The 22,688-nt window shown below is 72.1% G+C and carries 22 protein-coding genes and 1 riboswitch; of the genes, 20 read left to right on the top strand and 2 right to left on the bottom strand.

Annotated elements, in window-relative coordinates; genetic code table 11:
• Positions 1-48 precede the first annotated feature (48 nt).
• The 13 genes from ACFVQ3_RS04880 (at position 49) to ACFVQ3_RS04820 (ending at position 12,538) form a co-directional block, all read left to right on the top strand.
• Positions 49-1,020, top strand: a complete 972-nt coding sequence (locus tag ACFVQ3_RS04880; protein WP_387635780.1) for a DUF1684 domain-containing protein — start codon at positions 49-51, stop codon at positions 1,018-1,020.
• Positions 1,017-1,628 (top strand): GNAT family N-acetyltransferase, encoded by a 612-nt coding sequence (locus ACFVQ3_RS04875; RefSeq protein WP_387635777.1) that lies wholly within the window; start codon positions 1,017-1,019, stop codon positions 1,626-1,628. The genes ACFVQ3_RS04880 and ACFVQ3_RS04875 overlap by 4 nt, the downstream gene beginning before the upstream one ends.
• Before the next feature lie 77 nt (positions 1,629-1,705).
• Entirely contained in the window at positions 1,706-2,863 is a 1,158-nt protein-coding gene (locus ACFVQ3_RS04870; protein ID WP_387635775.1) for an amino acid ABC transporter permease, read from the top strand.
• On the top strand, positions 2,860-3,675 hold the full coding sequence (locus ACFVQ3_RS04865) for an amino acid ABC transporter ATP-binding protein (protein ID WP_387635773.1): 816 nt from the start codon (positions 2,860-2,862) through the stop codon (positions 3,673-3,675). Before ACFVQ3_RS04870 ends, ACFVQ3_RS04865 begins: the two co-directional genes overlap by 4 nt.
• 74 nt (positions 3,676-3,749) lie before the next feature.
• Positions 3,750-4,811 (top strand): ABC transporter substrate-binding protein, encoded by a 1,062-nt coding sequence (locus tag ACFVQ3_RS04860; RefSeq protein ID WP_387635771.1) that lies wholly within the window; start codon positions 3,750-3,752, stop codon positions 4,809-4,811.
• A 106-nt stretch (positions 4,812-4,917) separates the two neighbouring features.
• Positions 4,918-6,102: an FAD-dependent oxidoreductase gene (locus ACFVQ3_RS04855; protein ID WP_387635768.1), complete on the top strand. Its 1,185-nt coding sequence runs from the start codon at positions 4,918-4,920 to the stop codon at positions 6,100-6,102.
• A 61-nt stretch (positions 6,103-6,163) separates the two neighbouring features.
• Positions 6,164-7,078, top strand: a complete 915-nt coding sequence (locus ACFVQ3_RS04850; protein ID WP_387635765.1) for an NADPH-dependent oxidoreductase — start codon at positions 6,164-6,166, stop codon at positions 7,076-7,078.
• A 38-nt stretch (positions 7,079-7,116) separates the two neighbouring features.
• The gene (locus tag ACFVQ3_RS04845; RefSeq protein ID WP_387635762.1) at positions 7,117-8,391 is read left to right on the top strand and encodes an LLM class flavin-dependent oxidoreductase; all 1,275 of its coding nucleotides are present in this window, start codon (positions 7,117-7,119) and stop codon (positions 8,389-8,391) included.
• A gap of 51 nt (positions 8,392-8,442) precedes the next feature.
• Positions 8,443-8,832 carry a rhodanese-like domain-containing protein gene (locus tag ACFVQ3_RS04840; protein ID WP_387635760.1) on the top strand — a complete coding sequence of 130 codons (390 nt, stop codon included), beginning with the start codon at positions 8,443-8,445 and terminating at the stop codon, positions 8,830-8,832.
• Positions 8,829-9,434 (top strand): GNAT family N-acetyltransferase, encoded by a 606-nt coding sequence (locus ACFVQ3_RS04835; RefSeq protein WP_387635757.1) that lies wholly within the window; start codon positions 8,829-8,831, stop codon positions 9,432-9,434. The genes ACFVQ3_RS04840 and ACFVQ3_RS04835 overlap by 4 nt, the downstream gene beginning before the upstream one ends.
• Before the next feature lie 164 nt (positions 9,435-9,598).
• A complete protein-coding gene (locus tag ACFVQ3_RS04830) occupies positions 9,599-10,714 on the top strand; it encodes an LLM class flavin-dependent oxidoreductase (protein WP_387635755.1) in 1,116 nt (371 codons plus the stop codon).
• A gap of 171 nt (positions 10,715-10,885) precedes the next feature.
• The gene (locus tag ACFVQ3_RS04825) at positions 10,886-11,983 is read left to right on the top strand and encodes an LLM class flavin-dependent oxidoreductase (RefSeq protein ID WP_387635752.1); all 1,098 of its coding nucleotides are present in this window, start codon (positions 10,886-10,888) and stop codon (positions 11,981-11,983) included.
• A gap of 138 nt (positions 11,984-12,121) precedes the next feature.
• On the top strand, positions 12,122-12,538 hold the full coding sequence (locus ACFVQ3_RS04820) for a hypothetical protein (RefSeq protein WP_387635749.1): 417 nt from the start codon (positions 12,122-12,124) through the stop codon (positions 12,536-12,538).
• Between the two features lie 73 nt (positions 12,539-12,611).
• Here ACFVQ3_RS04820 and ACFVQ3_RS04815 read toward each other — a convergent pair whose 3' ends face one another.
• On the bottom strand, positions 12,612-13,178 hold the full coding sequence (locus ACFVQ3_RS04815) for a flavin reductase family protein (protein ID WP_387635746.1): 567 nt from the start codon (positions 13,176-13,178) through the stop codon (positions 12,612-12,614).
• Positions 13,175-13,813 carry an NADPH-dependent FMN reductase gene (locus ACFVQ3_RS04810; protein ID WP_387635744.1) on the bottom strand — a complete coding sequence of 213 codons (639 nt, stop codon included), beginning with the start codon at positions 13,811-13,813 and terminating at the stop codon, positions 13,175-13,177. The genes ACFVQ3_RS04815 and ACFVQ3_RS04810 overlap by 4 nt, the downstream gene beginning before the upstream one ends.
• A gap of 20 nt (positions 13,814-13,833) precedes the next feature.
• Positions 13,834-13,943: riboswitch (SAM riboswitch) on the bottom strand.
• A gap of 314 nt (positions 13,944-14,257) precedes the next feature.
• Here ACFVQ3_RS04810 and gdhA point away from each other — a divergent pair.
• The 7 genes from gdhA to ACFVQ3_RS04775 all read left to right on the top strand — a co-directional run bounded on the left by gdhA (position 14,258) and on the right by ACFVQ3_RS04775 (position 22,599).
• Positions 14,258-15,595, top strand: coding sequence for an NADP-specific glutamate dehydrogenase (gdhA, locus tag ACFVQ3_RS04805; RefSeq protein WP_387635741.1), 1,338 nt, complete (start codon positions 14,258-14,260; stop codon positions 15,593-15,595).
• A 296-nt stretch (positions 15,596-15,891) separates the two neighbouring features.
• The gene (locus tag ACFVQ3_RS04800) at positions 15,892-16,650 is read left to right on the top strand and encodes a copper homeostasis protein CutC (RefSeq protein WP_387635739.1); all 759 of its coding nucleotides are present in this window, start codon (positions 15,892-15,894) and stop codon (positions 16,648-16,650) included.
• Between the two features lie 288 nt (positions 16,651-16,938).
• Positions 16,939-18,624 (top strand): ABC transporter substrate-binding protein, encoded by a 1,686-nt coding sequence (locus ACFVQ3_RS04795; RefSeq protein ID WP_387635736.1) that lies wholly within the window; start codon positions 16,939-16,941, stop codon positions 18,622-18,624.
• Positions 18,625-18,670: 46 nt separating this feature from the next.
• Complete coding sequence (locus ACFVQ3_RS04790) at positions 18,671-19,666, top strand: ABC transporter permease (protein ID WP_387635734.1); 996 nt, start codon at positions 18,671-18,673, stop codon at positions 19,664-19,666.
• Complete coding sequence (locus ACFVQ3_RS04785; RefSeq protein WP_387635732.1) at positions 19,659-20,798, top strand: ABC transporter permease; 1,140 nt, start codon at positions 19,659-19,661, stop codon at positions 20,796-20,798. Before ACFVQ3_RS04790 ends, ACFVQ3_RS04785 begins: the two co-directional genes overlap by 8 nt.
• On the top strand, positions 20,795-21,712 hold the full coding sequence (locus ACFVQ3_RS04780; protein ID WP_387635729.1) for an ABC transporter ATP-binding protein: 918 nt from the start codon (positions 20,795-20,797) through the stop codon (positions 21,710-21,712). Before ACFVQ3_RS04785 ends, ACFVQ3_RS04780 begins: the two co-directional genes overlap by 4 nt.
• Positions 21,712-22,599, top strand: a complete 888-nt coding sequence (locus ACFVQ3_RS04775; RefSeq protein ID WP_387635727.1) for an ABC transporter ATP-binding protein — start codon at positions 21,712-21,714, stop codon at positions 22,597-22,599. The genes ACFVQ3_RS04780 and ACFVQ3_RS04775 overlap by 1 nt, the downstream gene beginning before the upstream one ends.
• Positions 22,600-22,688: the final 89 nt, after the last annotated feature.

Genomic DNA, 22,688 nt, shown 5'->3' with positions numbered 1-22,688 from the left:
CCCCGACCTGTCCGACCACCGCCCGACCTCCAGCCCCGAAGGAGCATCATGACGACGAGCACCACGTCCCCGGCAGGCGTCACCACGCGCGGCCGCCACACGGCGTCGGCCCCCACGGGCGCGCCCGTCGAGCAGGACGACGGCTCGGCGACGGGGACCGCCGCGGCCGCGTGGTCGGCGTGGCACGCCGAGCGCGAGCGCACCCTGCGCGAGCAGCACGGCTGGCTCACGCTCACGACGCTGCACTGGGTCCCGGAGTCCCCGACGTCCTTCGCAGGCTTGCCCGGCCAGTGGTGGTCGGACGCGGACGGCGTGCACCTGCGTGCGGCAGCCGCGGACGCGATCGTCCCGGCCGGCGGCCAGGACGCGCTGCGCGGCACGCACGTCCAGGACGTCGCGGAGGGCGCGTCGACGTTCGTCGCGACCTTCGTGCCCGACGGCGTCGACCCGGCCTCTCCGGTCGCGGTCGAGCTCGTGCGGCGCACCGGGCGCTACGGGCTGCGCGTGCGTGACCCGCGGGCCCGCACCCGGGTCACGTTCGAGGGGGTCCCGACCTTCGCCTACGACCCGTCCTGGGTCCTCGACGCACCGGTCCGCTGGTACGACGAGCCGGTCGCCGAGGTCGTGGGCGGCGCGCAGCCAGGCCTCGAGCACCACGTGCAGGTCGTGGGCGAGGTCGACGTCACCCGCGACGGCCTGACGACGACCCTGCGGCTCACGGGCACCCCTGGCGGCAGCACGAGCCTGCTGTTCACCGACCCGGCACCCGGCGTCGCGGACTGGCGCGTGCTGTTCGTCGACCGCGACCCGGCCGGGACCGCGGGGTCCGGGACCGACGTGGCCGAGGCGTCCGACGACGACGTCGCGGACGGTCCGGACGCCGCCCGGACGTTGCGGCTCGACCTGAACCGCACGCTCAACCTGCCCTACGCGTTCACCGACTTCGGCACGTGCCCGCGCCCGGTCGAGGGCAACGTCCTGCCGTTCTCGGTCGAGGCGGGGGAGAAGGTACCGCGATGAGCGCACCCACGACGGCGGTCACGATCCGCTCCGTGCACCTGCACGACCCTCTCGTGCGCCCGCTCCTCGACGAGCTCGCGCACGAGTACGCCTCGCGCTACCGCAGCCTCCTCGACGAGGACGAGCTCCGCGCCGAGATGGAGCACTACCCGGCTGCGGACTTCGCGGCCCCGCACGGCGACCTCGTGCTGCTCCTCGCGGACGGCGAGCCGGTCGCGGGCGGCGCGTTCCGCCGTCGGGCAGAACCCGAGGTCGGTGATCCGTCGCGCCGGACCCGGCCCGGCACCGGACCGCACGCCCAGGGCGCCACGCACTCCGACGACGGCGTCCCTCTCGTCGCGACGGCCGAGCTCAAGCGCATCTGGACCCATTCGGCCCACCGGCGGCGCGGGCTCGCCCGCCAGGTCCTCGTCGAGCTCGAGCAGCGTGCGGCCGAGCGCGGCTACCCCCGGATCTACCTCACGACCGGACCCCGCCAGCCCGAGGCCGCGGGCCTGTACCTGAGCGCGGGCTACACGCCGCTGTTCGACGTGACGCGCGACCCTGAGGAGGTCGGGCCCCTGGCGTTCGAGAAGTGGCTCTGTCCGCACGTGTCAGGACCAGCGTGACCCCGAGGCCACGCTCGCTCTGACACGGCACGCCACCCCGTCCGCCCTCCTCCCTCCTCACCCGCCCGAGGTCCGCCATGAGCACCCTGTCCCTGCCGCAGGACGAGTCGCGCCAGCTCGTCCCACCCCCCGGATCACTGCCCGACCCACCGGGCGTGACCGTCGCCGCCGACACGACCACCAGCGCCAGGCCCGCCGGCGACGTCACGCCCGCCGACGCCACCACGCGCTGGGAGGACCTCAAGGTCGTCCCGGCGCGCCACCCGGGACGCTGGGTCGCGACCGCGTTCGTCGCGGTCCTCCTCGCGATGGTCATCAGCTCGCTCGTGACCAATCCCAAGTGGGAGTGGACGATCGTCGCGCAGTACCTGACCTGGCCCTCCGTGCTCAACGGGCTGTGGGGGACCATCCGGCTCACGGCGGTCGCCGCGGTCATCGGGTTCGGGCTCGGGACCGTCCTCGCGCTCATGCGCCTGTCCCGGTCGCCGCTGCTCCAGGCCGTGTCGTCGGCGTACACGTGGGTGTTCCGCTCGGTGCCGCTGATCCTGCAGCTCCTGCTCTGGTACAACCTGGCCTACCTCTACCCGACGCTGTCGCTCGGCATCCCGTTCGGCCCCGGCTTCCTCGAGTTCGGGACGCTCGACGTGATCGACAAGTTCGGCGCCGCGATCCTGGGCCTGGGGCTGTCGCAGGCCGCGTACTCCTCGGAGATCGTGCGTGCCGGCATCCTCTCGGTCGACCAGGGCCAGCACGAGGCAGCAGCCTCCCTGGGCATCCCGCGCTCGCGCCAGACGCTGCGCATCGTGCTGCCGCAGGCCATGCGGACCATCGTGCCGACGTCGGTCAACGAGATCATCGGCCTCGTCAAGGGCACGTCGGTCGTGTACGTCCTCGCGTACGGCGAGCTGTTCTACACGATCGGCGTGATCTACGGCCGCAACCAGCGTGTCGTCCCGCTGCTCATGGTCGCGGCCATCTGGTACCTCATCATCACGACGGTCCTGACGATCGCGCAGTACTACGTCGAGCGGCACTACGCCAAGGGCGCGGTGCGCACGCTGCCCCCGACCCCGGTCCAGCGCGTCCGGTGGACGCTCCAGGTCGCGTGGTCCCGGATCACCGGACGCCCCGCGCCCGCCCACCTGCCACCCGCCTACGCGGCGCGCGCCGCCGTCGGGCGCGGACACCTGCTGCGCACCGGCACGACCGACCGTCGCACCGGAGGTGCCGCATGACCGCCACGACCGCCCGCTCCACGGTGGGCCCGGCCGGCCCGGGCACGACGCCACTGGGCCTCGTCGAGGTCCGCGGCGTCCACAAGTCCTACGGCACCCTCGAGGTGCTCGCGGGCATCGACCTCGTAGTCCGCCCGGGCGAGGTCACCGTCATCCTCGGCCCGTCCGGCTCGGGGAAGTCGACCCTGCTGCGCGTCATCAACCACCTGGAGAAGGTCGACCGCGGGTTCGTCGCGGTCGACGGCGACCTCATCGGGTACTCCCGCCGGGGAGACACGCTGCGCGAGCTCAAGGAGAAGGACATCCTCGTCCAGCGGACCCGGATCGGGTTCGTCTTCCAGAGCTTCAACCTCTTCCCGCACCTCACGGCCCTCGAGAACGTCGTCGAGGCGCCCGTCTCGGCGCAGGGCCGGCCGCGCGCAGAGGTCGAGGTCGAGGCGCGCGAGCTCCTGGCCCGGGTCGGCCTCGCCGACAAGGTCGACGCGCGTCCGCGCCAGCTCTCGGGCGGGCAGCAGCAGCGCGTGGCGATCGCCCGGGCGCTCGCGACCCGACCCCGCGTCCTGCTCTTCGACGAACCCACGTCGGCGCTCGACCCCGAGCTCGTCGGCGAGGTGCTCGACGTCATCAAGGACCTCGCGCACGGCGGCACGACCATGGTCGTCGTCACGCACGAGATCGGCTTCGCCCGTGAGGTCGCCGACACGGTCGTGTTCATGGACGCGGGCCGCGTCGTCGAGCAGGGGCCGCCCGCCCAGGTCCTCGACGCGCCCCGCCACGACCGGACCAAAGCCTTCCTCGACAAGGTCCTGTGACTCCCGGGGCCCGGCTCACCCTGAGGTCGGCCCGCGTCACCACCGCACTCCCACCCACCACGAAAGAGAACACGATGTCCCTGCACACCTCCGGAGCGCCCACCCGTGCCTCCGCGGCGTCCCGCGCCGGTCGCCGCCCCGCCCGCCTCTCCCACCGCGCGGTCGCCGCCGTCGCGACCCTGCCCCTCCTCGCGCTGCTCGCGGCGTGCGCGACGAGCGCCGACGCCGAGCCCGGCACGGCGGACAACGAGAAGGCCGCGGAGGCCGCCGGTCTCGTGATCGACACGTCGCCCGACCAGGAGTTCATCCACACGACAGAGTCGCCCGAGGCGATCGCGCTCCTGCCCGAGGACGTCAAGGCCGCGGGCGTCCTCAAGGTCTCCACGACCGCGGGCGGGCTGCCGCCCCTGGGCTTCCTCGCGGACGACGACAAGACGCCCATCGGCAACGAGCCCAACATCGCGGTCCTCGTCGCGGACGCCCTGGGCCTCGACCTCGAGCTCGAGGTCAAGGCGTGGGCCGACTGGCCGCTCGCGCTGCAGTCCGGGGACGTCGACGCCGTGATCTCGAACGTCACCGTGACGGAGGAGCGCAAGGAGCTGTACGACTTCTCGTCCTACCGCAACGACCAGCTCGGCTGGCTCTCGGGCGCCTCGAACGACAAGGTGCCCGCGATCAAGGAGGCCAAGGACATCGCGGGCCTCACGGTGGGCGTCGGGTCGGGCACCAACCAGGAGAAGATCCTGCTCGCCTGGAACGAGGAGAACGTGGCCGCCGGCCTCGATCCCCTCGAGGGTGGCGAACCCGAGTACTACGAGGACTACAAGGACGCGCTGCTCGCTGTCGCGTCGGGTCGCCTCGACGTGTACGTGGGGCCCAACGCGAGCCTCGCGTACAGCGCCGCGACCGCGCCCGACCAGTACAAGGTCGTGGGCACGCTCAACGGCGGCTGGCCCGCGACGGCGCAGATCGCGGTCGCGACCCTCAAGGGCAGCGAGCTCGCCCCGGCCGTGACCGCGGCGATCAACCACGCGATCGAGGACGGCAGCTACGCCGAGCTCCTCGAGCACTGGGGCCTGGAGGACGAGGCGATCCCCGCCTCGGAGACCAACCCGCCCGGGCTGCCCAAGCCCTGACCGGACGGCCGCACGGCCCGCGGGGCTCCTCCTGGGACCCGCGGGCCGGCGGCACCGGCCCCCGAGCACGGCCCACCCCGAGCACCGACCTGAGAGAGGCAGCCGCATGACCGAGCACGTGTCGCACGTCGTCGTCGGAGGCGGCGTCATGGGGTCCGCCGCGGCGTGGCAGCTCGCCCGCGCGGGGCACGACGTCGTCCTGCTCGAACGCTTCGAGCCCGGCCATGCGAACGGCGCCTCGCACGGCGCGTCCCGCATCTACCGCACGACGTACTCCCAGGCCGCGTACCTCGACCTCGCGCAGGAGGCGTTCGGCCTGTGGCGCGAGCTCGAGCGGGACGCGGCGCTCCGGGAGGACGACGTCCTGACGCTCACGGGCGGCGTGAGCCACGGCTTCCCGCGGCGTACCGAGATCGGGGACGCGTTCGTCGCACGCGGCATCCCGCACGAGTGGTTGCGCCCCGAGGAGGCCGCAGAACGCTGGCCGGGCCTGAGGTTCGAGGGGGACGTCCTGCACGAGACCGCGACGGCCGGGCGCGTCCACGCCGACCGTGCGGTCGCGGCCTTCCAGTCGGCGACCCGCGCGCACGGTGCGGACGTCCGCCACGGCGTGCACGTCCGCCACGTCCACCCGGGCACCGGCTCGGTGCGCGTCGTCACGGACCGGGGCGACCTGGTCGCGGGCACGGTCGTGGTCGCCGTGGGGGCGTGGAGCGCGGGCCTGCTGGGTGAGGTGTTCCCCGAGCCCGACGGCGCCGCGCCCCTCCCGTCCCTCGTCGTCACCCAGGAGCAGCCCGCGCACTTCGCGCTCGCCCCGGGCGCACCGGCGGAGGGCACCTGGCCCGCGTTCACGCACGCCCCCGCCGAGCCGCACACGTGGCCCAGCGGCGTCTACGGGCTGGCGACCCCGGGCGAGGGGATCAAGGTCGGGTTCCACGGGGTCGGTCCCCGCACGGATCCCGACCACCGGACCTTCCGCCCGGAGCCCGGGCAGCTCGCCCAGCTCCAGGACTACGTCCGGGCATGGGTGCCGGGGGCCGACGCCGACCGGCTCGTGCCCGTCTCGTGCACCTACACCACGACCCCGGACCACGACTTCGTGCTCGACCGTGTGGGCCGCGTCGTGATCGCGGCGGGGTTCTCGGGGCACGGGTTCAAGTTCGCACCGTCGATCGGGCGGGTCCTGGCCGAGCTGGCCCGCGAGGACCCGGACGCGTCGCCCGAGGCCGCGGACCGCCAGTTCTCCCTGGCCCGCTTCGCGCGCGGCTCGCTGGTGCAGCTCCCTGGCTGAGCAGGCAGACCGACCGACGCCGCCCGCGGCACCCACCACCCCGACCCACCGAAAGGCCACCATGTCGACCACGACCGACCTCGCCTCCCTCCCGGGGGCCGCGCCCTCAGTGACCGTCCCCTCGGAGACCGAGCTCTCCGAGACCGCACCCTCCGAGGCCGTCCCCGCGGCGGCATCGCCCCTGACCGAGCGCTACGGCCCCGACCAGGCCGTCCTCCTCGCACCGCCCACCGAGGCGATCGACGGGATCCTGCGGCACCGCACGGTGCGCGCCTACCGTCCCGACCCGCTCGACGAGGCCGTCCTGCCGACGCTCGTCGCGGCCGCGCAGTCTGCCCCGACGTCGTCCAACATGCAGTTCTGGAGCGTCGTCGCGGTGGCCGACCCGGAGCGCAAGGACCGGCTCGCGGCGCTCGCCGGTGGTCAGGAGCACATCCGGCAGGCGCCGCTCCTGCTCGTGTGGGTCGCTGACCTGGCCCGCGCCCGCGCGATCGGCGAGGCCCACGGCACCTCGCTCGAGGGGACCGACTACCTGGACTCGACGGTCGTGGCGTTCGTCGACGCGGCCCTCGCGGCGCAGAACGCCGTCGTGGCCGCCGAGTCGCTGGGGCTCGGGACCGTGTACATCGGCGCGCTGCGCCACCACCCCGAGCAGGTCGCAGCCGAGCTCGGCCTGCCCGAGGGAACCGTCGCGGTGGTGGGGCTCGTCGTCGGGCACCCGGACCCGGCGGGAGGCGAGCGGGTCAAGCCGCGCCTGCCGCAGGCCGCGGTCCTGCACCACGAGACGTACGACCTCGACGCCCAGGCCGAGCACGTCGACGCCTACGAGGACGTCATCGCACCGTTCTACCGCGACGAGGGACTGACGGAGAGCTGGCGGCGCCGCGTCGTCGACCGGCTCGCGATCCCCGGCCCCCAGCGGGGCCACGCCCACCTGCACTCGGCGCTCGCCGCCCGCGGCCTGCCGTCCCGCTGACACCCCGCGTCCCCCACCGACCCACGAAGGACCTCCCGATGACCACCTCCGACCTCCCGGCCACCCCCCAGTCCCGCGTCCCGCTGTCGATCCTCGACCTCGCCGTCGTGAGCGAGGGGTCGACCGGCGCCCAGGCCCTGCGCGACACCCTCGACTCCGCGGTCCGGGCCGACGAGCTCGGCTACCGCCGCATCTGGTTCGCCGAGCACCACCTGTCCCCGGGCGTCGCGTCGGCGTCCCCCGCGGTCCTCGCGGCCCTCGTCGCCGAGCGCACGTCGCGCATCCGCGTGGGGTCGGGGGCCGTGCTGCTGAGCACCACGAGCCCGCTCGTCGCGGCCGAGCAGTTCGGGACCGTCGCGGCCCTGCACCCGGGCCGCGTGGACCTGGGCCTGGGCCGGGCCTTCACCCCGCCCCCCGCGAAGCCCGGGTCGAGCACGGCGGGCGAGGCCCCGGCGTCGGGCACGGCGGAGACGACGGCCGGCGAGCCCGCCCCGCCCGCCCCCGCGCGCCCGGCCGGGACGCGCGTGGTCGACGGGCTGCTGATCCCTGCGGCGCCCGGCGTCGACCTCAACGACTCGGCGCTGCGCGAGCGGCTGCTCGCGCAGAAGGACGTCGTGGGCGCGAGCCGGACCCCGGCCGAGTTCCGCGCCGAGCTCGAGCTCGTCCTCGGGCTGCGCGCAGGAACCTTCACCGACGGCGCGGGCACCCCGTGGACGAGCCCGCCCGTCGAGGGTGCCGCGTTCGACCTGTTCGTCCTCGCGTCGAGCGGCGGGGTCAGCGCGCGCGTCGCGGGCGAGCTCGGCCTGCCGCTCGCCGCGAACTACCACGTGGGCCCGTCCGCGACGCTCGACACCATCGCGGCCTACCGGGCCGCGTTCCGGCCGGGCGTGCTGGACCGCCCCTACGTCGTGGTCTCGGCCGACGTCCTCGTCGCGGACACCGACGACGAGGCCCGGCGGATCGGCGAGCCGTTCACGGCCTGGGTCCTGTCGATCCGCCGCGGGGCCGGCGGTGCGATCGCGTACCCGGCACCGGGCACGTCGCCCGCGTGGGAGGACCTGTCGGACGCCGAGAGGGCCGCCGTCCAGGACCGCGTCGACACGCGGTTCGTCGGATCGCCCGAGACCGTCGTCGAGCGCCTGGAGACCCTGGCGCGCGTGACCGCGGCCGACGAGATCGTCGTCACGACCGCCACCCACGACCCCGCCGACCGGGCCCGCTCGTTCGAGCTCCTGGCCCACCACTGGGGCCTGGCGCCGGTCGCCGCCGAGCCGGGCGTCGCAGCCGCCCGCGAACCAGCCCTCGCGAGGTAGCGGACCGCCCTCTACCTCGGCACCCGCCAAGCACCCCACCCAGGAGACGACATGACCCAGCACCAGCCCGTCCTCGCCCCGGCCACCGACGCGGGGGCCCGCGTCGCCGACGGCGCCTTCCTGATCGACGTCCGCAGCGAGGGGGGCCGCGCGACCGCCGGCTCGATCCCCGGCGCCACGGTCACCGACCGTGACGACCTCGACGCGATCTTCGGCTCCGCCTCCGCCCCGGCGGTGTCGCTCGACACCCCGGTCGTCGTGGTCTGCGGCTCCGAGCGAGGCTCGGGCCCCGTCGCCGAGGCCCTCGCGGCGCGCGGCTACACGAACGTCACGCACGTCGAGGGTGGCTTCCCCGCCTGGCGCGACGCGGGACTCCCGGCCGAGGCGGGGACGGGAGCGGCGCCGTCGGGCCCGCACGAGCCAGTCCGGCAGCGCGCATGACCGCGCCCACCACGTCCCGCCCGCGCGCGGCCGCCCCGCCCGACGGCGCCGCTCACCCCGGCGACGAGCCTCGCCGGGGAGCGGGGGCGCCCGGGGACGGCACCGGGGTGAGCGTCCGGCTCGTGACGCCCGCCGAGCACCAGGCCGTCGCCGACCTGCTGGAGGCGGCGTACGGGCACGAGTACTCGATCTCGGACTCGTACCGGGCCGTGCTGCGCGACGTCGCGAGCCGTGCGGCCGAGCACGACGTGTGGGTCGCGGTCGACGACGAGTCCGGGGCAGTGCTCGGGACCGTCGCGACGCCGCTGCCCGGTCGGCACATCTCGCCCCTGGCCCTCGACGGGGAGCTCGACTTCCGGCTCCTCGGCGTCGCGCCCGCGGCCCGTGGGCGGGGGATCGGGACCGCGCTCACGCGGCACGTCCTCGACGTGGCCCGTGCCCAGGGGGTGCTTCGCGTCGTCATGAACTCCGGCCCGCAGATGACGCGCGCGCACTGCCTCTACGAGGCGCTCGGGTTCCGGCGACTGCCCGAGCGCGAGACCCGCGTGATCGAAGGGGAGGGCGGCGGCCGGCTGCACGCGTACGGCCTGGACCTCCCTTAGTCGACACCCCCCGCCCCCCCTTGCCACCCCTCCTGCCGAGGTAGACCCCCCGGCGCGAGGTAGACCCCTGGGAGCACGCACGCGGGTCTACCTCGCGCGGACGGGTCTACCTCGGCAACAGGCCAACCACCGAACGACCACACCACCCCGCTACGGAGAACCCCATGCCCGTCGAGTTCCTCGGCATCGCCACCACGAGCGACGCCTCCGAGACCACCACCCGCACGACCGCCCCCTTCGACAAGCGGTACCTCGAGCGCCTCGTGCGCGCCCACGAGGACAACGGCTGGACCCGCGTCCTGTTCGCCTACGGGTCGAGCGGACCCGAGCCGTCGGCGCTCGCGGCCTGGACCGCAGCCCGCCTCGACTCGGTCGAGCTGCTGCTCGCGCACCGCCCCAACGTCTCCTACCCGACGTTCGCGGCCAAGTCCTTCGCGACGCTCGACCAGCTCTCCGAGGGGCGGCTGTCCGTCCACTTCATCACGGGCGGCAACGACCACGAGCAGGGGCGGGAGGGCGACACGCTGACCAAGGACGAGCGCTACGCCCGCACCCAGGAGTACATCCAGATCGTCAAGCGGGCGTGGTCGAGCGCCGAGCCGTTCGACCACCACGGGACCTTCTACGACTTCGACGACTTCGTGCTGGACGCCAAGCCGTTCGAGGGGCGCACACCGACGATCTCGTTCGGCGGGTCCTCCGACGCGGCGTTCCGGGTCGGTGCGGCCGAGGCCGACATCTACGCGGTGTGGGGCGAGCCGCTCGACCGCACGGCCGAGCAGATCCAGCGCGTGCACACCGAGGCGGCCGCCGCAGGCCGGTCCACGCCGCCGCGCATCCACGCCGCGTTCCGGCCGATCATCGGGGCCACCGAGGAGCTGGCCTGGGAGAAGGCGCACGGCATCCTCGACCGGATCGAGGCCCGCAAGGCCGCGGCCGGGGGCGTGCTGAGCCGGCGCCACCCGATCGACAAGCCCGAGAACGCCGGCTCGCAGCGGCTCCTGGAGATCGCGGCGCAGGGCGACCGCTTCGACACGGCCCTGTGGACCGCGACGGCCAAGGCCACCGGGGGAGCGGGGAACTCGAACGCTCTCGTCGGGACGCCCGAGACCGTCGCGCAGGCGCTGCTCGCCTACTACGACCTGGGGGTCCGCATCATCTCGGCCCGCGGGTACGACCTGCTCGACGACGCGACCGACTTCGGCCGCTACGTCATCCCGATCGTGCGCGAGGAGGTCGCGAAGCGCGACGCCGAGGCCGCGGCGACCCAGGCGGCCTGACACACCCAACCCACCCACCTCACGCCACCCACCCACCTCACCCCCGCTTCCCGTGAGGTAGACCCGTGTGCGCGAGGTAGACCCGTAGGTGTCCGCACTCGGGTCTACCTCGCGCACAGGGGTCTACCTCACGCACGAACGCATCCCACCGCACCCACCAAGGAGCCCCCCGTGCGTTTCCAGGTCCTCGACATCGTCTTCAACCCACCCCACCCCGTCACGGGCCGGGCCGTCCCCGCGGCCGACCGGCTCGAGCGGGTCGTCGAGACCGCGGTCCTGGCGGAGGAGCTCGGCCTGGACGGGTTCGCGGTCGGTGAGCGGCACGCGGGCGACGTGCTGTCCTCGTCACCGACGGTGATCCTCGGGGCGATCGCCGCGCGCACGTCACGCATCCTGCTGAGCACGGGCGTGACCGTGCTGTCCCTGCTCGACCCGATCCGCGTCGCCGAGGACTACGCGACGATCGACCAGCTGAGCCGCGGCCGGTTCGAGATGGTCATCGGCAAGGGCAACGAGGCGCTCCAGTACCCGCTGCTCGGCCTCGACCTCGCCAAGCAGTACGAGTACCTCGAGGAGAACTACGAGCTCCTCCGCCTCCTGCTGAGCGGCGAGGAGGTCGACTGGGAGGGGCGCCACCGTCCGGACCTGCAGGGGGCCACGACCCTGCCCCGACCGTTCGACGGTGCGTTCAGGATCTGGCACGGGTCCGCGACCTCGCGCTTCGCGGTCGAGCTCGCCGCACGGTGGGGCGACCCGATCGTGAGCGCCAACGCGTTCCAGCCCCGCGAGAACTACCAGGTGCTGATCGAGCACTACCGCGAGCAGTACGCGGCGGCCGGGCACGACCCGGCGTACGGGTTCGTCGGCTCGGGCTCCGGGGGCCTGTTCCTCGCCGACACGACCGAGCAGGCGATCGAGGAGTTCCGTCCCATCTACGAGGGAGCGGTCGCGCGCGCGGACCTGCGGAAGTACGACCCCGCAGCGGTCGGCAAGGTCACGAGCTTCCGGACCATCGAGGAGGCCGTCGAGCGTGGCCCCGCCCTCGTGGGCTCTCCCGAGCGCGTCGCCGAGAAGATCCTCGACTACCACCAGAGCTACGGGCACGACCTCCAGTCGGTCTCGATCAACCACCTCCTGGAGCCCGCTCGGCAGGACGACGTGCTGCGGCGCTTCGCGGAGGAGGTCGTGCCCCTGGTCAGGGCCGAGGTCAAGACCGACCTCTGGGGACCCGCCGACGCCCGCAGGGCCAAGGGGTTCACGGCACGCTAGGTCGGCGGCCGAGGGTGCCGGCCGGGGTGCCGGTGGGCAGGCCGGCACCCTGGCGGAGCGCTCCCGCACGTCCTAGGCTGGAAGGGTCCGGCAGACCTGCGCGTGCGCCGGACGCGGGTAGAGAAGAAGGCTCCGACGATGTGGCTCCTCGTGATCTCCGGCGCGGTGGGCGCGGCCGTGGTCGCCGCCATCGCCTGGTTGACGGTGCGCGCGGACCGGCCTTCCGGGGACGCCCTCCCACCGCCCGGACCGCACCGGACGACCCTGCGCGAGCGACGCCGTCGGGCGCCTGATCCGCTCGTCGCGCTCGCGCTCCAGATCCGCCTCGGGCGGCTCGCCGACGAGCTGCGCGCGGTCGAGGCCGACCCGGACGTCTACGCCCGCGCCCACCACTACCTCGCCGCGCAGGGCGCGTACGACGCGCTGCTGCGCGAGGCGTGCCGGCTCAGCGGCCTCGAAGTCGACGTGGACCCGCTCGCCGCGGGCCTGCGCAGCGACGAGGACGAGCGCCTGCGCGAGGAGCTCGAGCTCAGCTCGCGCGGCTGGTCCTGGTAGCCGGCCCGCTGCACGGGTGAGGGGCCCGACGGCGGCGCGCTCCGCCGTCGGGCCCCTCACCTCGTGACCGGGTTCAGAGGGCCGAGTGGTCCCCGATCCGGTGGTACGACCGGTCGTGGTAGACCAGCGGCGTCGCGTCGCCCCGCGTCCCCGACGCGAGCGCGCGCAGCGAGACCAGGTAGCTGTCTCCCACGGGCGTGCGCTGGATGATGCGGCCGCGCACCCAGGACAGCGCGCCGTCGATCACGGGCTCCCCGGACTCGAGAGGAGACCAGCCGCCCGCCGCGAAGCGGTCGATCCCGCTCGTCGCGAAGCGCGCCGACACGTCGTCCTGCTCGGCGGCCAGGAAGTTGACGGTGACCGTGCGGGCCGCCGAGATCGCGGGCCACGACGACGACGTCGACGCGAGCGAGAACGCGAGCAGGGGCGGCGCGGCCGAGACCGAGATGACCGACGTCGCCGTGAAGCCCACGGGGCGACCCTCGTGCTCGAGCGCGATCACCGCGACCCCGGCGGGGTGCTGCCGGAACACGGCCTTGTAGGCGTCGGGGCTGAGCTGCGGCTCGTCCTGCTCGTGGAGCAGGGCCTCGAGACCGGCGAGGCCCGCGACGTCGTGGCGGGTCGTGGGTTCGGCGGTCATCGGGTCACCTCGGCGAGCTCGGGGGCGGTCAGGTGGATGCTCTCCGGCCCGACGGCGTCGCTCGCCGCCCGCAGCAACGGTCCACCCGCGTGGTCGAGCCAGGCGTCGACGGTGCTCGTGAGGTCGGCCTCGCCCAACCGGGAGTCCAGGAGGGCGAGCGTGCGTGCGGGGACCGTCGCGCCGAGCTCGACGAGGAGCGGGCGCAGGTGCACCTCGCCCGCGAGGGCGTGCGCGGGGTTGCCCGACACCACGACCGGGACGGCGACCACACCGGCCAGGCCGTCCGGGCCGTAGAGGTCGAGGAACGCCTTGAGGAGCCCGGTGTACGAGCCCTTGTAGACGGGCGTCGCGACGACCAGGACGGTGGCGCTCGCGGCGATCTGCCGTGCGGCGTCGGCGCGCGGGTGCTCGGGGGCGAGGATCTCGGTCGCGATCTCGGCCAGGTCGATCGTGGCCGCGGCGGGCTCGGTCGCGTCCGCCGGGGCGAGGCCCAGGTGGTCGGCGACGCGGGCCGCGACGGTCCGGGCGGCGGCGAGGGTCCGTGAACCGGGCCGCGGGTTGCCGACCAGGGTCACCACGGTCGGTCGCCGGTCGCCGGTCTCCGCGGGGCGGGGTGCTGCAGGGTGCTGGGTCATCGCTTCCTCACTGTCGTCGTGCTGCACGCTTGCCGCGTCGTGCCGGCGCGGCCAGGTCATCTCCCGGAGCACCCCGTCGTGAAGGGGTTGCTGACCAGCGAGCCGGGGCTTGGCGCTGGTGCTCGTGACCTCTGGGTAGGGGTATAACCCCGGACCGAGGAATCTGCACCGATCAGGTCCAGAATTCTCAGAGGGTGGACGGAGGTTTCGTGCGGGGGTGCCGGTTCGTCGCGTGGTGCCGGTGCGTGCCGGCCGCTGCCGGGGCTGCTACCGGCTGCCGACACGGCTGCCGGCCCGGTGCCGAGAGGCCGGACTGTTGCCCCGAGCAAGAGCGACGTCCCAGGTCGTGAGCCTGCCGTCTCCCAGAGTGGGACGGAAGTACGGCGGTGTTTACGAGTACGTAACCTGGTGCGGTTCAAAGCCCGCCCTGCCGAGGAGCACTCCATGGATAGTCGTCTGCAGTCCGTCTTCGACGAGGTCCTCGCCCGCAACCCTGGTGAGGTCGAGTTCCACCAGGCGGTTCGCGAGGTCTTCGACTCGCTCGGGCCGGTGCTCCAGAAGAACCCCCAGTACGTCGACGCGGCCGTGCTCGAGCGCATCTGCGAGCCCGAGCGCCAGATCATCTTCCGCGTGCCGTGGGTGGACGACCAGAACCGCGTGCAGATCAACCGCGGCTTCCGCGTCGAGTTCAACTCGGCCCTCGGCCCGTTCAAGGGCGGCCTCCGCTTCCACCCGTCGGTGTACCTGGGGATCGTCAAGTTCCTCGGGTTCGAGCAGATCTTCAAGAACTCGCTCACGGGCATGCCCATCGGCGGCGGAAAGGGCGGGTCGGACTTCGACCCGCGCGGCAAGTCCGACGGCGAGGTCATGCGCTTCTGCCAGTCGTTCATGACCGAGCTCTACCGCCACATCGGTGAGTACACGGACGTCCCCGCGGGCGACATCGGCGTGGGCGGCCGCGAGATCGGCTACCTGTTCGGCCAGTACAAGCGCATCACGAACCGCTACGAGTCGGGCGTCCTCACGGGCAAGGGCATCAGCTGGGGCGGGTCGCTCGTGCGCACCGAGGCCACGGGCTACGGCACGGTCTTCTTCGCCGACCACATGCTGCGCACCAAGGGGCAGAGCTTCGACGGCCAGCGCGTCGTCGTCTCCGGCTCGGGGAACGTCGCGACCTACGCGATCCAGAAGGCTCAGCAGCTCGGGGCGAACGTCGTGTCGTTCTCCGACTCGTCGGGCTACGTGGTCGACGAGGCCGGTGTGGACGTCGAGCTGCTGCGCCAGATCAAGGAGGTCGAGCGCGGACGCGTGGCCGACTACGTCGAGCGTCGCCCCGGCGCGCGCCTCGTCACGGGCGGCAGCATCTGGGACGTCCCCGCCACCGTCGCCCTGCCGTGCGCAACGCAGAACGAGCTGACCGAGCAGGACGCCAAGCAGCTCGTCGCGAACGGTGTCCTCGCGGTCGCGGAGGGCGCAAACATGCCCACCACCCCTGGCGCGGTCTCGCTCCTGCAGGACGCCGGCGTGCTCTTCGCCCCCGGCAAGGCCGCGAACGCCGGTGGTGTCGCGACCTCGGCCCTCGAGATGCAGCAGAACGCCTCGCGCGACGCCTGGACGTTCGAGCACACCGAGAAGCGCCTCGCGCACATCATGGAGGGCATCCACACGCGTTGCGAGGAGACCGCCGACGAGTACGGCGCGCCGGGGAACTACGTCCTGGGCGCGAACATCGCGGGCTTCACCAAGGTCGCCGACGCGATGATCTCGCTCGGCGTCATCTGACGGACCCTGCAGGGCCCCCGCGCCCGGCCGATCGACGGGAGCCGTGTGCTCCGTGCGCCTCGCGGCGCGCGGAGGGCGCGGCTCCCGTCGCCGTGGGGGGCTCGGCCGCCCTTCGGGGCGTGCGGGTCGTACGGGGTGTACGGGGCGCGGGGCGCTACGAGGTGGCGAGGCGCGGGGTGCGCAGGGCGACGGGCGCGGGGCGCACAGGGCGCCGTCGGGTCTACGCTGACCGCTGACACGGGTGCGCTGCCGCGCGCCGACCCCGACCCCGACCCCGACCCAAGGAGCATCCCCACATGGCACGCGAGGTCGCCCTCGAGATCGCAGTCCAGGACACCGACGGCGTGCGGATCGCCGCGCAGGTCGGCGCGCGTCGCGTCGAGCTGTGCGCGGCGCTCGGGGCGACGGGTGGGCTGACGCCGAGCGTCGGGCTCGTCGAGGCGGCGGTCGCGGTGGCGTCCGAGGTGGCGGGCGACGGGGTGCCCGTCGAGGTGCACCCGCTGATCCGGCCGCGCCCGGGCGGGTTCGTGTTCAGCGCGACCGAGCTCGACGTGCAGGTCAGGGACGTCCGGGCCGCCGTGGCGGCGGGAGCGTCCGGGGTCGTGATCGGCGCCCTCACGGCCGACGGTCTGGTCGACGCGGACGCGGTGCGCGCTCTCGTCGCTGCCGCGAGCGGGCGGGAGGTGACGTTCCACCGGGCGATCGACGTCGTCGAGGACGTCACGGCGGCGCTCGACCTCCTCGCGGACCTGGGCGTCTCTCGGGTCCTGACCTCGGGCGGCGCCCCGAGCAGCATCGACGGGGTGGACCGGCTGCGGGACATGGCGCGTCACGCCGCGGGACGGGTGCAGGTCCAGGCGGGCGGGGGAGTGCGCCCGCAGGACGTGGGGGCGCTCGTGGGGGCGGGGGTGGACGCGGTCCACCTCTCGGCCAAGCGCACGCTGTCCGACGACGGCGGCCCCGGTGGCGGGGGCGGGTCCGGCTACGAGGTCACGGACCTGACCGTCGCGCGCGCGGCGCGGGCAGCGGTCGACGAGGCTGTCGCGAGCCTCTAGCGAGCAGCAGTCGGAGCGTTCCCACGGAGGCCGCGCAACCAGGCGGTCGCCCTCCGGGGGGCGCTCCGTTGTGCACTGCGCACCGATCGCCGGTCGCCTGCCTCTGAGAGGAAACCGCAGGATCCTGCGGTTCCTGGCTCGACTTCCCGCTGTGAGATTTCATTTAGGTAACTTTCCTGTTGTATTGGCTGGAAGCCCGTCCGGCATTCGTTAGTGTTCCTGCCACGAGCTCGCACGGTGGCGGGCGGCCGATCAGCGTGACGACGCGTTGACGACTCGAGAGGACCGATGATGATTCGAAGCGTGGCGCGCAAGCGCCTGCTCACGACGGTTGCCCTGGTGACCGGAGTGACGATGTTCGCAGCCGGGTGCTCCAGCTCCGGGGGCGACGGCGACGGCGGAGGCGCCAGCGACAGCGGCCGCGTCCTGAACGTGTGGGCCGGAACGCAGACCCCCATGGTCGCGAACTTCAACCCCTACGCCCCGAACCCGCTGCACGCGACGAACGGCGCGATCTACGAGCCGCTCTTCTTCTACAACCGCGCGGAGGCCGGCGACCCGGCGCCCGTCCTGGGCGAGTCCTACGAATGGTCGGAGGATGGCACGTCGCTGACCATCAAGATCCGTGAGGGCGTCAAGTGGACCGACGGCAAGCCCTTCACGGTCGAGGACGTCATCTTCTCGTACACCAACGAGACCGCCAAGCGTGACTACCTCAGCACGGCCGAGAAGGTGGACGACTCCACGGTCAAGCTGACCTTCAACGGTGCGCAGTTCACGACCGCCGTCCAGATCCTCGGCACCACGCTCATGCTGCCCGAGCACCTGTGGAAGGACGTCCCCGACAAGATCACGTACACCAACGACGCGCCGGTGGGCACGGGCCCCTACAAGCTCGACACCATCTCGAACGCGACCTACACCGTCGTCGCCAACGAGGACTACTGGGGCGGCAAGCCCAAGCTCGAGAAGGTCCGCTACCTCGCTCTCGACAAGAACCAGAGCGCCCAGGACCTCCTGAGCACGGGCAAGATCGACTGGACCACGATGTTCATCGCGGACCCCGAGCCCATCACGAGCAAGGGCCAGGTCTCGCTCATCAACACCCCGCAGGACCCGACCACGGTCATGTCGTGCATGAACGTCGCGCTCGGCTGCGTGGGTCCGCAGACGGACCTCGCCGTCCGCCAGGCGGTCGACCTGCTCATCGACCGCGGTGAGATCAACGACAAGGCCTTCTCCGGCCACGCGGCCCCCGCTTCTCCGTCGCTCGCGCTCATCGGTCGTGACGACCGCTGGATCTCGCCCGACATCGAGAAGGAGAGCCCCCAGGAGGGCAACGCGGCCGAGGCAGGCAAGGTCCTCGAGGCCGCCGGCTACACCAAGGGTGCGGACGGCATCTACGAGAAGGACGGCCAGAAGCTCTCGGTCGACCTGATCTCGGTCGACGGCTGGAGCGACCACAACGCTGCCGGCGACCTGATCGCGCAGCAGGGTGTCGAGGCGGGCGTCCAGATCAACCACGTGAAGATCACGCAGCAGGAGATGTCCGACGCCCGCACGAGCGGCAACTACCAGATGATGATCAGCGGCATCACGGGCACCTCGCTCGACGACCCGTTCCAGATCTACCGTCAGTGGCTCACGACCGAGTACACGACGCCGGTGGGCGAGACGATCGAGGCCGGCCGCTTCAACTTCCCGCGCTACTCGAACCCGATCGTCGACGACGCGGTGGCCCAGGCCGCCGCGACGAACGACGAGGACGCCAAGAAGGCGGCATACGCCACGGTCCAGAAGGAGATCGTCCGCGACCTCCCGTACATCGCGCTGGTCGTGAACCCCACGATGTCGTTCGTCAACACGAAGGACTACACGGGCTGGCCCGTCGAGGGTGACATGTACGCCTTCCCGCCGTCGTGGGCCACCATCAGCAACGGCGTCATCCTCTCGAGCCTCGAGCCCACGAGCTGATGTCTCACTGTCGAGGAGGAGCTCGGAGCAGCAAGGAGTCAGTCGCATGAGGTACTACGCACGGCGGACCACGTTCTACGTGGTCACCCTCTGGGCCGCCGTATCGCTCAACTTCATTCTTCCCCGGGCGATACCCGGAGACCCGAAGCAGATCTACATCGATACGCTTCTGCGGAAGAACGGCGAGCTGACCCCCGCGATGCTCAACAGCATCGACCTCCTCTTCGGCAGTGACGACGCGTCGCTGTGGGAGCAGTACATCGGGTACTGGAAGAACCTGTTCGCAGGTGACCTGGGTACCTCGGTGCTCTACTTCCCGGCGCCCGTCAACCAGCTGCTCGGCGAGGCCCTCCCCTGGACGGTGGGCCTCGTCGGGCTGGCGACGATCATCGCGTTCGTCCTTGGCGTCGGAGGCGGCGCCTGGGTCGGCTGGAAGCGCGGGACCTGGGTCGACCACATCATCCCCGCGTCGACCTTCCTCCAGGCCGTGCCCTACTTCTGGCTCGCCCTGGTCCTGATCTCCGTCTTCTCGGTGTCGCTCGGCTGGTTCCCGATCGTCGGGGCGTACGACATCTTCGAGTTCGACAACGGGCCCGAGTGGTCCTGGGAGTTCATCGGCAGCGTGGTCTACCACGGAACCCTGCCCGCGATCACGATCGTCCTGTCCGCCATGGGCGGATGGCTCCTGGGCATGCGCAACATGATGGTGTCCACGCTCGCCGAGGACTACGTCACCACGGCCGAGGCGAAGGGGCTGCGCCCCCTGCGCGTCGCCACGACCTACGCGACCCGCAACGCCGTCCTGCCGTCGATCACCGGGTTCGGCATCGCGCTCGGGTTCGTCGTGGCGGGCTCGGTCGTGATGGAGCAGGCGTTCAGCTACCCGGGGATCGGCAAGCTGCTCTTCACCGCGGTCCAGGCCAAGGACTACGCGCTCATGCAGGGAGCGTTCCTCGTGATCACCATCGTGGTGCTCGCTGCGAACTTCCTCATGGACCTGATCAACGGCATCATCGACCCGAGGACGCGCAACAATGGCTGACCACATCCGTGACGCCGAGACCGTCACCCCGGCCGCGGATGCCGCTCCTGCCGCGTCGGTGGTGGTCGACGGTCTCCCCGTCCAGAACGAGACCCCAGGGATCGTGCCCGACGTCCCGATCGCCTCACCTGAGGCCGTCGTCGCCGGCGAGCCGGTGCCGGTGAGCAAGGCCCCCAAGCGGGGGCTCCGGGCCATGCTCCCTCGTCGGTCCGGCAAGCTCGTCGTCGGCCTCGTGCTGACGCTCGGCATCGTCGCCTTCTCGGTCGTCGCGCCGCTCTTCAGCCAGAGCCCGACGTCGACCAAGAACAAGGAGTACCTCCCGCCGAGCACCGAGCACCTGCTCGGGACCAACAACATCGGCGTCGACATCTTCGCGCAGGTCGCGCACGGCGGGCTCGGGTCGCTCACCGTCGGCCTCCTCGCCGGCGTGATTGCGATGGTCCTCTCCCTCGCTTTCGGCATCATCGCCGGCTATGTGGGGGGCTGGACGAACGAGGTCCTGTCGTTCATCACGAACATCATGCTCGTGATCCCCGGGCTCCCGCTGATCATCGTGATCTCGGCCTACCTGGAGTCGCGTTCGCTGCTCCTCGTCGCTCTCATCCTCGGCATCACAGGATGGGCCGGGGCCGCGATCGTCCTGCGTGCCCAGGCCCGGTCTCTGCGCAGCAGGGACTACGTCTACGCGGCGCGGGTCGCCGGCGAGAAGGCACCGCGGATCATCCTCGTCGAGATCTTGCCGAACCTGCTCCCACTGCTTGCCGCAAACTTCCTGGGCGCCGTGATCCTCGCGATCCTGAGCGAGGCCGGACTCTCCTACCTCGGCCTGGGGCCGTCGGGCTCGGTCACGTGGGGCACGATCCTCAACGAGGCGAGCACCCAGAACGCCATGGCCTACGGTCGCTGGTGGTGGTTCGTCCCGCCGGGCCTGCTGATCGCGCTGTTCGGCTGTGGGCTCGCGCTCATCAACTTCAGCATCGACGAGATCATCAACCCGAAGCTGCGGACGGCCCCGGCCGCCGTGAAGAACGTCCGTCTGGCTCGCAAGCGCCGGGAGAAGGGCGCGACCGTGACGGCCCGCCCCATGCCGGTCGAGACCGCAGCCCGCGACGACGAGAAGGTGCAGTCATGACCACGCCGACCCTGACCGCGAAGCCAGCGGGGAACGCCGGAGCGCCGCATGACGCGGTGCCCGTGCTGACCGCGCGGAACGTCTCCATCGAGTACCGGGTCACGCCCGTCGTCCAGGCCGTCAAGGACGTCTCCCTGACCCTGCACCGTGGTGAGATCCTCGGGCTGGCGGGTGAGTCCGGCTGCGGCAAGACGACTCTCGCCTACGGGCTCAACCAGCTCCTCAAGCCACCGGCCCTGCGCACGAGCGGTGACATCGTCCTGCACGACAAGGACGGGTACGACATCGACGTGGCCGCACTGGCGGGCGACAAGCTCCGCGCGTTCCGGTGGGACAAGGTCTCGATGGTCTTTCAAGGAGCGATGAGCTCCCTGAACCCGGTCATCAGCATCAAGGCCCAGCTCTTCGACGTCTTCGACACGCACCGTCCGGGTATGTCGAAGAAGGAGAAGATCGCCCGGAGCAGGGAGCTCCTCGAGCTGGTCGGTGTGGACGCGAACCGGCTCAACAGCTATGCGCACGAGCTCTCTGGCGGGATGCGCCAGCGCGTCATGATCGCCATGGCCATGGCGCTCAACCCCCAGGTCATGATCATGGACGAGCCGACGACAGCCCTCGACGTCGTCGTCCAGCGGGGGATCCTGCGCGAGATCATGCGCCTTCGCGAACAGTTCGACTTCGCGGTGGTCTTCATCACGCACGACCTGCCGATGCTCCTGGAGATCAGCGACCGTATCGCGGTCATGCTCCAGGGCGAGATCGTGGAGCTCAACAGCGCCGAGGAGATCTACCGCGCGCCGGCTCACGAGTACACGCGCAGGCTCCTGGCGTCGTTCCCCAGCCTCACGGGGGCGCGCGGGGGCTTCGTGCGGTCGGGCGACGACATCGAGGACAACAGAGGAGGGGTGGCCTGATGGGCACGCTCGAGGTCCGCAACCTCACCAAGGACTTCGCGATCCGCAACGGCTTGAAGAGGACGCGTCTGCGTGCCGTGAACGACGTCTCGTTCACGCTCGAGCCGGGAAAGACGATCGCGATCGTCGGCGAGTCGGGTTCGGGCAAGTCGACGGTCGCTCGCATGATCGCCAAGCTCGAGACGCCGTCGTCGGGGCAGATCCTTCTCGACGGTGCTCCGAGCGCTCGGCGCGGTCGTGCGCTCGCGAACTACCGGCACGACGTCCAGATGGTCTTCCAGGACCCGTTCGCGTCGCTCAACCCTTTCCACTCGATCCGTCATCACCTCGAACGGCCTTTGCGTATCCACGGACGTGCGAAGACCAATGCCGAGCTCGACAAGGCGGTCGAGGAGCTGCTCACGCGCGTGAACCTCACGCCGGCCGCCGTGTTCGCCGAGAAGCGGCCGCACGAGATGTCCGGCGGCCAGCGCCAGCGCGTGGCGATCGCCCGTGCGCTCGCTCCCGGGGCACGCTTCCTGATCGCGGACGAGCCGGTGTCGATGCTCGACGTGTCGATCCGGCTCGGAGTCCTCAACCTGCTGGCCCGCCTCCAGCGCGAGGAGAACCTCGGGGTCCTCTACATCACGCACGACCTCGCGACGGCTCGTCACTTCTCCGACGAGATCATCGTGATGTTCCGTGGCAACATCGTGGAGCGGGGCCCGTCGGACGACGTGATCCTCGACCCGCAGCACGAGTACACCAAGCTGCTCCTGTCCGCCGCGCCGAACCCCAAGAACCAGGGGCAGCTGCGGGACGAGGTGCGCAAGGAGCTCGCATCGACGTCGACCACCTCGGGGGAGGCCGACACGGTGCGCGACCGCTTCGGTACGGCCGGCCTCTGAGGACGGCCGACGCAGCGGGGCCGGTCTGCGAGCAGGCGATCGGCTGACGGGAGAAGACCCCAGGTCCTCGGACCTGGGGTCTTCGCCCG

This window comes from Oerskovia sp. NPDC057915 (assembly GCF_042887685.1).
Classification (GTDB): domain Bacteria; phylum Actinomycetota; class Actinomycetes; order Actinomycetales; family Cellulomonadaceae; genus Oerskovia.
This window is presented reverse-complemented; position numbering and strand designations above follow the sequence as displayed.